The sequence below is a fragment of the Streptomyces hazeniae genome (assembly GCF_031845485.1).
Classification (GTDB): domain Bacteria; phylum Actinomycetota; class Actinomycetes; order Streptomycetales; family Streptomycetaceae; genus Streptomyces; species Streptomyces hazeniae.
Genome location: NZ_JAVREQ010000006.1, coordinates 175,172 through 184,914, shown reverse-complemented (window position 1 = coordinate 184,914; position 9,743 = coordinate 175,172). Strand labels below are relative to the sequence as shown.

The 9,743-nt window shown below is 73.8% G+C and carries 11 protein-coding genes; 6 read left to right on the top strand and 5 right to left on the bottom strand.

Features of this window, described 5'->3' with window-relative positions:
- Positions 1–63: 63 nt before the first annotated feature.
- Positions 64–1,491, bottom strand: a complete 1,428-nt coding sequence (locus RM572_RS09560; RefSeq protein ID WP_311672829.1) for an HTTM domain-containing protein — start codon at positions 1,489–1,491, stop codon at positions 64–66.
- Complete coding sequence (locus tag RM572_RS09555; protein WP_311672828.1) at positions 1,488–2,150, bottom strand: DUF5819 family protein; 663 nt, start codon at positions 2,148–2,150, stop codon at positions 1,488–1,490. Before RM572_RS09555 ends, RM572_RS09560 begins: the two co-directional genes overlap by 4 nt.
- Positions 2,151–2,333: 183 nt before the next feature.
- On the opposite strand from RM572_RS09555, the gene paaA reads away from it, so the two are divergent.
- From paaA to RM572_RS09525, 6 genes are all read left to right on the top strand, one after another.
- Positions 2,334–3,326, top strand: a complete 993-nt coding sequence (gene paaA, locus RM572_RS09550) for a 1,2-phenylacetyl-CoA epoxidase subunit PaaA (RefSeq protein ID WP_311672827.1) — start codon at positions 2,334–2,336, stop codon at positions 3,324–3,326.
- Positions 3,323–3,607: a 1,2-phenylacetyl-CoA epoxidase subunit PaaB gene (paaB, locus tag RM572_RS09545; RefSeq protein ID WP_027765451.1), complete on the top strand. Its 285-nt coding sequence runs from the start codon at positions 3,323–3,325 to the stop codon at positions 3,605–3,607. Before paaA ends, paaB begins: the two co-directional genes overlap by 4 nt.
- A complete protein-coding gene (gene paaC / locus RM572_RS09540) occupies positions 3,604–4,341 on the top strand; it encodes a 1,2-phenylacetyl-CoA epoxidase subunit PaaC (RefSeq protein WP_311672825.1) in 738 nt (245 codons plus the stop codon). Before paaB ends, paaC begins: the two co-directional genes overlap by 4 nt.
- On the top strand, positions 4,335–4,916 hold the full coding sequence (gene paaD / locus RM572_RS09535) for a 1,2-phenylacetyl-CoA epoxidase subunit PaaD (RefSeq protein ID WP_311672824.1): 582 nt from the start codon (positions 4,335–4,337) through the stop codon (positions 4,914–4,916). The genes paaC and paaD overlap by 7 nt, the downstream gene beginning before the upstream one ends.
- Before the next feature lie 4 nt (positions 4,917–4,920).
- Positions 4,921–5,973, top strand: a complete 1,053-nt coding sequence (locus tag RM572_RS09530; RefSeq protein WP_311672823.1) for a 2Fe-2S iron-sulfur cluster-binding protein — start codon at positions 4,921–4,923, stop codon at positions 5,971–5,973.
- A 139-nt stretch (positions 5,974–6,112) separates the two neighbouring features.
- Entirely contained in the window at positions 6,113–6,592 is a 480-nt protein-coding gene (locus RM572_RS09525) for a potassium channel family protein (RefSeq protein WP_311672822.1), read from the top strand.
- A gap of 108 nt (positions 6,593–6,700) precedes the next feature.
- Here RM572_RS09525 and RM572_RS09520 read toward each other — a convergent pair whose 3' ends face one another.
- The 3 genes from RM572_RS09520 to RM572_RS09510 form a co-directional block, all read right to left on the bottom strand.
- Entirely contained in the window at positions 6,701–7,042 is a 342-nt protein-coding gene (locus RM572_RS09520; protein ID WP_136183220.1) for a rhodanese-like domain-containing protein, read from the bottom strand.
- Positions 7,043–7,092: 50 nt separating this feature from the next.
- Entirely contained in the window at positions 7,093–8,046 is a 954-nt protein-coding gene (locus tag RM572_RS09515; RefSeq protein ID WP_311672821.1) for a J domain-containing protein, read from the bottom strand.
- A 112-nt stretch (positions 8,047–8,158) separates the two neighbouring features.
- On the bottom strand, positions 8,159–9,550 hold the full coding sequence (locus tag RM572_RS09510; protein WP_311672820.1) for a DUF2252 domain-containing protein: 1,392 nt from the start codon (positions 9,548–9,550) through the stop codon (positions 8,159–8,161).
- Between the last annotated feature and the right edge of the window lie 193 nt (positions 9,551–9,743).

Here is a 9,743-nt window from a genome sequence, read left to right as displayed (position 1 = left end):
CAGCCGGTCCGGCCGCCGGCGAGCCCGTGCCCGGCGTGGAGGGCCCACGCCGGGCGCGGGTCGTCAGCGCAGGGCGCGGTCCGGGTCTCCGGTGGCGGAGGCCCGGCCGCCGGAGGCGTCGGTCCCCCGCGGTGCGGACCCCTCGCCGGCCGGGTCGTCCGCCGGGTCGTCCGCGGGATCGTCCGCCGGGTCGTCGGAGGCGCCGTCCGGCCGTGCCGTCCCGGCACGGCGGCGTCCGAGGCGCGCGCGGACGGCGGCGCCGCGGGCGCCGCACCAGACCAGCAGCGCGGTGGGCAGGAAGACCATGTCCGCCGCGATCATCGCCATGGAGAAGAACGGCAGCCCCAGCAGCACGGCGATGCTCAGGTGTTCCCCGATCATGACCGCGAGCAGCACGTTCTTGACCTTGCGGTGGAAGAGCGTGAAGGGGAAGGCGACCTGCACCAGCACCGTGATGTACGTCATGGCCATGATGCCGAGACCGGAGGCGGCGAACACGTCGTTCAGCGCGGGCCAGGGCGCGAAGTAGTCGAGCTGCAGCGGGTAGTAGACGGCGGTGCCGTCCTGCCAGCGGGAGCCCTGGATCTTGTACCAGCCCGCCGTGGCGTACACCAGGCACACCTCGGCCATGATGACGAACAGGGCGCCGTTGTGGACGAGGTTGGCGACGACGTCCAAGACCGTGCGCGGTTCGCCGGGCGCGAAGCGGCACACGGCCCACCAGGCGCCGTACACCGTCCACAGGCCGCCGAGGACCATCGCCCAGCCGGTGGTGAGGCCCGGGCCGAGGGCCACGGCGAAGAGGGCGAGGCCGGAGAGCACCCAGAGCACGACGCCGCCGGTGTCGCCCGGCTCGTCCCGCTCCCGCTCCCGTGCCCGGGCCCGGGCGGTGCGGCGGGCGTCCAGCGACCAGACCTGCCCGCACCGGGTCAGCACCAGGTAGATCGCCATCAGGTGGATGATGTTGTCGCCGCCGTCGCCCATGAAGACGCTGCGGTTCTGCAGCGACAGCACGCCGATCATGAAGAGGACGGACGAGGCGCGGGTGTGCCAGCCGAGGGCGAGGGCCGCGCTCGCCAGGACGGCGAGCGCGTAGACGCTCTCGAACCAGAGGGTGCTGTCCGTCCACAGCAGGACGGTGAAGGCGTCGTTGGAGGCGACCAGGCGCTCCGCCAGGTCGAACCCCCACGGGCTGCCCGGGCCGTACAGCTCGTGGCGGTGCGGGTACTCGCGCAGCAGGAAGAAGAGCCAGGTGACGGCGAAGCCGATGCGCACCACGGCGCTCTGGTACGGGCCGAGGGCGCTGCCGGTGATCTTCGCCAGGCCGCGCTCGACGGCGAGTTCGCCGCGGGTCTTCCACGGGTGCGGTCCGTCTGCGGGTGCGCCGGGGGTGACAGGAGCCGGAGCGGGACCGGCGTGCCGGGGTGCGGGGACGCCGGGGTTCCGTGCGGCGTTACCGGGGGTGCCGGGGGCGGGCCGGTGGTCGGTCACGAGGCGGCCTTCCGCTCGGCGTGGGCTGCTTCGCTGACGTCCCACCAGGGCAGGACGCGGTACTCGGTGTCGGTGTCGAACCGCTCGTCGCTCCAGGCGGGGGCGGGCACCCGGGTGGTGGCGGAGCGGAGCTGGATGCTGTCGACGGTGCCGTCGAAGCGCGCGGTGAACCGGTCCATCACGATCCGCTCGACGTAGGTCTGGGAGAGTTCGCCGCGCATGCCGTCGGGGCGGTTCTCGGCGTCGTGCGAGCCGGTGTAGAAGTCCCAGGCGCGGCGCAGCTCGTTCTGCGCGGTGTGGCTGGGGAAGAGGTTGCCGCGTATGTGGGCGCCGTCCTCCGCGGAGAGGTCGATCCACCCGGTGGTCCGGGTGCCGTCCCGCTCGTCGACGACCCGGGCGCGCGCCTGCACGGCGATGTTCTGCTGGAGCGGGTTCGGGGCGAACAGCTTCCAGTTCTGCTCGAACTCCGGATAGATGTACGCGTCGATGGTCGCGTCCTGCTGCTTGCTGAGCGTGTTGGCCGGCGCGACGTGCAGAAACACCAGCGCCAGGTGAACGGTGACGGCGACCGCGACGACGGCCACGGCCGTGGCCACCACCACCCGTCCTGGCCATGACAGCGCGGCGAGACCGCCGCGCTGCTCCTCCTCAGGCTCCATGTCCGGCCGTTCCCCTCTTCCCCGTCCGTGTTCCCCCGCGTGTGGTCCGCCCAAGAGGTTAGAGGGTGCGGAGGCGCTCTTGACAGCGTGTGGCGCCCCGGCTCACCATTGAACCGAACGATCGGTCGGTCGGCTGCGGGGCCGGCCGGTCCGCCGGGACAGCGCAGAGCAGGGAGGGCAGGCATGACGACGGTGCTGCCGGAGACGGCCCCAGGGCCGGAGGCGTACGAAGCCGCCTTCGACGCCGCTGTGGCCGCGGACGAGCGGATCGAGCCGCGCGACTGGATGCCGGACGCGTACCGCGCGACGCTGGTGCGCCAGATCGCCCAGCACGCGCACTCCGAGATCATCGGCATGCAGCCCGAGGCGAACTGGATCACCCGCGCCCCCTCGCTGCGCCGCAAGGCCATCCTCATGGCCAAGGTGCAGGACGAGGCCGGACACGGCCTGTACCTGTACAGCGCCGCCGAGACGCTCGGCGTCGGCCGCGACGAACTGCTCGACAAGCTGCACAACGGCCGCCAGAAGTATTCGTCGATCTTCAACTACCCCACCCTGACCTGGGCCGACGTCGGCGCCATCGGCTGGCTGGTGGACGGCGCCGCGATCACCAACCAGGTGCCGCTCTGCCGCTGCTCCTACGGCCCCTACGCCCGGGCGATGGTGCGCGTGTGCAAGGAGGAGTCGTTCCACCAGCGCCAGGGGTACGAGCTGCTGCTGGAGCTCAGCCGCGGCACCGAGGAGCAGCACGCCATGGCGCAGGACGCCGTGGACCGCTGGTGGTGGCCGTCGCTGATGATGTTCGGCCCGCCGGACGACGAGTCCGCGCACAGCGCGCAGTCCATGGCGTGGAAGATCAAGCGGCACTCGAACGACGAGCTGCGGCAGCGCTTCGTCGACATCTGCGTCCCGCAGGCCGAGGCGCTGGGCCTGACCCTGCCCGACCCGGACCTGACGTGGAACGAGGAGACCGGCCGGCACGACTTCGGCGCCATCGACTGGTCCGAGTTCAAGGCCGTCCTCAAGGGCAACGGCCCCTGCAACGAAGCGCGCATCACCCAGCGGCGCCGCGCCCACGAGGAGGGCGCCTGGGTGCGGGACGCCGCCGCGGCCTACGCCGCCAAGCACGCGCCCGGCGACGACCGTACGAACCGCAAGGAGGCGGCCTCCCGATGACCAGCGACTGGCCTCTGTGGGAGGTGTTCGTGCGCAGTCGGCGCGGCCTGTCCCACACGCACGCCGGCAGCCTGCACGCGCCCGACGCCGAGATGGCGCTGCGCAACGCCCGCGACCTCTACACCCGGCGCAACGAGGGCGTCTCCCTGTGGGTCGTGCCCTCCGCCGCGATCACCGCCTCCTCCCCGGACGAGAAGGACCCGTTCTTCGAGCCCGCCGCCGACAAGCCGTACCGGCACCCGACGTTCTACGAGGTCCCGGAAGGGGTGAAGAACCTGTGAGCCAGGCAGTTCCCGAGACCTCCGCCGCAGGCTCCCCGGCCCCCGCCGCCGGCACCCTCGCACTCGCCGACGACGCCCTGGTCCTCTCCCACCGCCTCGGCGAATGGGCCGGCCACGCACCCGTGCTGGAGGAGGAGGTCGCGCTCGCCAACATCGCGCTCGACCTGCTCGGCCAGGCCCGCGCCCTCTACGCCGACCTCGGCGACGAGGACGAGCTCGCGTTCCTCCGCGAGGAGCGCGCCTTCCGTAACTGCCAGCTCGTCGAGCAGCCCAACGGCGACTTCGCCGTCACCCTCGCCCGCCAGCTGTTCTTCTCCACCTGGCAGGAGCTGCTGTACGCGCAGCTCCTCGAGTCGGTCCCGCTCGCAGGCAAGGCGGTCAAGGAGATCGCCTACCACCGCGACCACGCGGAGCACTGGACGCTGCGCCTCGGTGACGGCACCGAGGACAGCCACGCCCGCATGCAGGCCGCCGTGGACGGGCTGTGGCGCTTCACCGGCGAGCTGTTCCAGCCGCTGGAGGGCTTCGACCTGGACCTGGACGCCCTGCGCGCCACCTGGACGGAACGCGTCACCGGCGTGCTCGCCCGCGCCACGCTCACCGTCCCCGAGACCCCGCAGAGCGGCGGCTGGACCGCCGGCGCAGGACGCCAGGGCCTGCACACCGAGTCGTTCGGGCGGATGCTCGCCGAGATGCAGCACCTGCACCGCAGCCACCCGGGGGCGACATGGTGAGCGTCGCCGAGGACCGGCTGAGCAGCCTGTTCGACCGCGCCGGGGCGGTGCCGGACCCGGAGCTGCCCGTCCTCAGCCTCGCGGAACTCGGCGTGGTGCGCGGGGTGGAGGAGACCGCCCCCGGCCGCGTCGAGGTCCGGCTCACCCCCACCTACACCGGCTGCCCGGCCCTCGAGGCCATGGCCGCCGACATCGAGCAGGCCCTGCGCGAGGAGGAGGGCGTCACCGACGTCACCGTCCGCACCGTGCTCTCCCCCGCCTGGTCGACCGACGACATCACCCCCGAGGGCCGCCGCAAGCTGGCGGAGTTCGGCATCGCCCCGCCGCGCTCCACCCGGGAGCGGGCCGCCGGGCCCGTCGCCCTCGACCTGGGCCCCACCCGGCTCGGCTCGGGCACACCGGGCGCCGCCGGTACCGCCGCGCCGTACGCGGAGACGACGGACGAACCGGTGCACTGCCCGCACTGCGGGTCGACCGCGACCTCCCTGCTCAGCCGCTTCTCCTCCACCGCCTGCAAGGCCCTGCGCCGCTGCGACACCTGCAGCGAGCCGTTCGACCACTTCAAGGAGCTGTGACCGGATGTTCCACCCGCTGCAGGTCACAGCCGTGGAGCAGCTCACCGACGACGCCGTCGCGGTGACCCTCGCCGTGCCGGCCGAGCTCCGCACCGCCTACCGCTACGACCCCGGGCAGCACATCGCGCTGCGTCGCACCGACGTCGGCGGCGAGGAGATCCGCCGCACCTACTCGCTGTGCGCCCCCGCCTCGGAGGCACCGGAGACCCTGCGCATCGGCGTGCGCGGGGTGGAGGGCGGCGCGTTCTCCACCTACGCGCTCAAGGAGCTGGCCGTGGGGGACAGCGTCGAGGTGCTGCCGCCCACCGGGCGCTTCACTCTCCCTCCGCGCACCGGCTACTTCGCCGCGATCGTCGGCGGCAGCGGCATCACACCGGTGCTGTCGATCGTCTCCAGCCTGCTGGAGCGCGAGCCCGGCGCCCGCTTCTGCCTGATGCGCAGCGACCGCACGGCCGCCTCCACGATGTTCCTGGAGGAGCTGGCCGACCTGAAGGACCGCTACCCCGAGCGCCTGCAGCTCGTGCACGCCTTCTCCCGCGAGGAGCAGGCCTCCGGCCTGCCCTCCGGTCGGCTGGACGAGGAGCGGCTGAACACCCTGCTGCCCGCCCTGGTGTCCGTGGACGAGGTCGACGGCTGGTACCTGTGCGGCCCGCTCGGTCTGGTCGAGGGCGCGACGAAGGCCCTGCGCGGCCTGGGCGTCCCCCGGGCGAAGGTGCACCAGGAGATCTTCCACGCCGACGAGGCCGCCGGACCGCCCGCACCCGCCGCTCCCGCCCTGGCCTCGGCGACAGTCACCGCCACACTCGACGGCCGCTCCGGGAGCTGGCCGGTCGAGGGCGGCGAGAGCGTGCTGGAGACCGTCCTGCGGAACCGCGCCGACGCGCCCTACGCCTGCAAGGGCGGGGTCTGCGGCACCTGCCGCGTGAAGCTGCTCACGGGCGACGTGCGCATGGACCGCAACTACGCGCTGGAGCCGGAGGAGGTCGACGCGGGGTACGTGCTGGCCTGCCAGTCGCACCCGACGACGGAGAAGGTCGAGGTCGACTTCGACGCGTAACGCGGCCGAACAGACCGAACGGACCGAACGGCCCGGTAGGGGCTACCGGGCCCAAGGCTCGACCGGCTGCGGTCGGCCGTGCCCCGCGTGCGTGTGTCACGACGGGTGCCGGGCGAAACCGCTGCGTAGTCTCGTCGCCGTGCCGACCTTCTTCACCCTCGTCTGGGGGCGCCTGCGCGGCAGCAGCTGGTGGCGGCGCGTACACCTGCGCGCCGCCGTCGCCGGCGTCGCCGTCTCCACCGTCGTCCTGCTGGCGGGCTCCGCGGTGATCCTCCCGCTCGAGGAGAACGCGCCGGGCGCCACGATCACCAGCTACCCGCTCGCGCTGTGGTGGTCGATCGAGACGGCGACCACCGTCGGCTACGGCGACCTGTACCCGGTCACCGCGGGCGGCCGGGTGGTCGCCGCCGTGGTGATGGTCGTCGGCATCACCACCTTCAGCGTGGTGACCGCCGCCCTCGCCACCGGCTTCGTCAGCCGGGCCACCCGCGACCTGCACCGGCTCGGCGCCGACGTGCGCCGCTTCGAGCAGAACCACGCCGACGGGCTGGCCGAACAGCTCCGGGCGATGCACGAGCGGTTCGACCGGCTCGAGAACCGACTCGACCAACGCGGCTGACCGGGCGGCCGGTCGCCGCCGACCCGTGCCTGACCGACCGCCGCCGGACCGGGCGGCGCGTCGTGCGGGCGCAGCGCCCAGCCGGCCCGGCTCCCGGTACGCCTCGTCCTACTTCACGTACGCCTCGGCGCCCTCGCCGACGAGCGGCCGCCCCGACGCCTCCCAGGCCAGCATGCCGCCGTCCACGTTCACCGCCGTGACCCCCTGCTGCCGGAGGTACTGCGTGACCTGCGCCGACCGCCCGCCGACCCGGCACACCACGAACACCGGCGCGTCCCCCTCGACCCGCTCGGTCAGCTCACCGAACCTGCCGACGAAGTCGCTCATCGGAATGTGCAGCGCACCTTCCGCGTGCCCGGCCACCCACTCGTCGTCCTCCCGGACGTCGAGCAGCAGCCCGTCCGACGGCACCTGCGCGACCTCCACCTGCAGCACCTGACCGAAGTCCATCTCTCGCCTCTCACTCTCCACGTTCCCCAGCGGCCCACCCGGGCCGGTGGTCAGCCGGCGGTCGCCAGCTCCGCCAGTCGGCTCTCCCGCTCGGCGACGTCCGCGAGCAGCTTCTCGGCGATCTCCTCGAGCAGCCGGTCCGGGTCGTCGGGGGCCATGCGCAGCATCGCACCGATCGCGGAATCCTCCAGCTCCCGGGCCGCCGCGACGAGCTGCTCCTTGCGTGCGGCCAGCCACTCCAGGCGGGCGTACAGCACCTCGCTGCGGCTGAGTTCCGGCTCGGGGCCGCGGGCGGCCGGGCCGGTGCGCCATTCCTCGGCGAGTCCCCGCAGCGCCTCCGCGTCGCCGCGGGCGTACGCCTGGTTGACGCGGACCATGAACTCCTCGCGCCGCCTGCGCTCGGCGTCGTCGGCGGCGAGGTCGGGATGTGCCTCACGGACCAGCTCCCGGTAGGCCCGGCGGGTCTCGTCGTCGGGCCGTACCCGGCTCGGAGGCTGCACCTGCTGCTCGTTGAGCATCGCGGCGGCCTCGGGGGAGAGGCCGTCGGAGTCGATCCAGCCGTGGAACAGCTCCTCGACTCCGGGCATCGGCATCACGATCGCCCGGGCCTCCTCGGCGCGGCGCCGGTCCTCCGGATCCCCGCTGCGGGCGGCGACGGCCTCGGCGATCTGCGCGTCCAGCTCGTCGAGGCGGGCGTACATGGGCCCGAGCCGCTGGTGGTGCAGCCGCGAGAAGTTCTCCACCTCGACGCGGAAGGTCTCCACCGCGATCTCGAACTCGATCAGCGCGTCCTCGGCGACCCGTACGGCCCGCTCCAGCCGCTCGGTGCCGGGTTCCGGGCCCGGGTCCGCTCCGGAACCGTCCGGGCCCGCACCGGCCGCCTCGCCCGGTGCCGGGTCGGCTGCCGCGTCCGCGGCCGGTCCGGCTGCTGCGTCCGGTGACGGGTCCGCTCCCACGTGCTGGTCAGCGGGCTGCCCGGCTTCCTGCTCGGCTTCCTGGCGCACTCGATACTTCCTCGCGATGGTGTCCGGGCCGGGGCCCGGCGGTCCCGCCGACCGGGCCGGCCGGGGGCCGTCGGACGGCGGCGTCACCCGGCCAGCGTAGTGAAGGCGGCGGTCACCCTCCCAGTTCCGCGGCGAGTCGCCCGGACCGCACCGCCGTGACCAGTGCGGCGTGGTCGGCCTCCGTGCGGTCCGCGTAGGCGGCGGCGAACGCACCGACCGCCTCGTCCAGCTCCTCGTTCTTGCCGCAGTAGCCCGTGACGGCACGCGGGTCGGCGCTGTGCGCGTGTGCACGGGCGAGCAGCGCGCCGGTCATCCGGCCGTAGTCGTCGAGCTGGTCGGCGGCCAGCTCCGCCGGGTCGACGCTGCCCTTGCGGTTCCGGAACTGCCGGACCTGGAAGTGCCGGCCCTCGACGCTGGTCCAGCCGAGCAGGATGTCGCTGACCACCTGCATGCGCTTCTGTCCCCGCACCACCCGCCGCCCTTCGTGTCCGGAGTCCCCGGGCTCCGGGAAGCCGGCGGCGGGCAGGTGCGGGCCGAGCACCGAGGGCCGTGCCTCCTTCACCTGGAGCACCAGCGGCTCGTTCCGGTGGTCCAGGAGCAGCACCACGTAGCTGCGGGTGCCGACGCTTCCCGTGCCGACCACGCGGAAGGCGACGTCGTGGACGGCGTACCGGGCGAGCAGCGGATGCCGGTCCTCGGGCAGCGTCTGCAGGTACGGTCCGAGCGAGGCGGCGACCCGGGCCGCCTCGGTGTCCCCGACGCGGCGCAGCACCGGCGGCGCGTCGACGAAGCGGCGTCCGCCGTCGTCGTCCGGCTCGGTGGACTTGGCGGCGAAGCGGGCGCTGGTGTTGCGCCGGGCCTTTTCGGACACCGTACGCAGCGTGCCGACGAGGTCCTTGGCTCCGGCGTGGGAGACGAGCTCCTCGTCGGCGATCGCGTTCCACGCGTCGGCGGCGGGCATCCGGGCCAGCAGCCGCATGGTGCGCCGGTAGGCTCCCGCGGCGTCGCGGGCGGCCTCCCGGCAGTCGTCCTCGCTCGCGCCGGCCTCCCGCCCGGCCAGCACCAGCGACGCGGCGAGCCGCTTGAGGTCCCACTCCCAGGGGCCGAGGGCGGTCTCGTCGAAGTCGTTGAGGTCCATGACAAGGCCGCCGCGCGCGTCGCCGTACAGGCCGAAGTTGGCCGCGTGCGCGTCGCCGCACAGCTGGGCGCCGATGCCGGTGGCCGGCGTGCCGTGCGCGAGGTCGTAGGCCATCAGGCCCGCCGAGCCGCGCAGGAAGGCGAACGGCGAGGCCGCCATCCTCCCGACACGAAGGGGCACCAGGCCGGGCAGCCGCCCACGGCCGGACTCCTCGACGGCGGTCACGGCGTCCGGGCGGCCCGGCGGGGTGTCGAGAACGGCGTGCGCGCCGCGCGGCACCTGCTCGCGGAGCGCCTTCCCGTCCTGCTTGGGCGACCCCGCCCTCGGCCGCCGCGCGAAGCCCTCGACCTGCGGTATCCGTGCCATGTCCCGTTCCCCCGTACGTGCCGCCCGGTTCCGTTCCACCCGCCGCCGTCCAAGCGGTGACCCGACCGTACCCGCGCCCGGCCGCCGCGCACGAGGGCTGTGGATGAGCGCGGTGGACGAGCGGTGTGGATGAGCGCTGGACGAGGACCGCGGACGGGCGGCGGGAGACGTCGGCTGCCGACTTCCGGCGGTC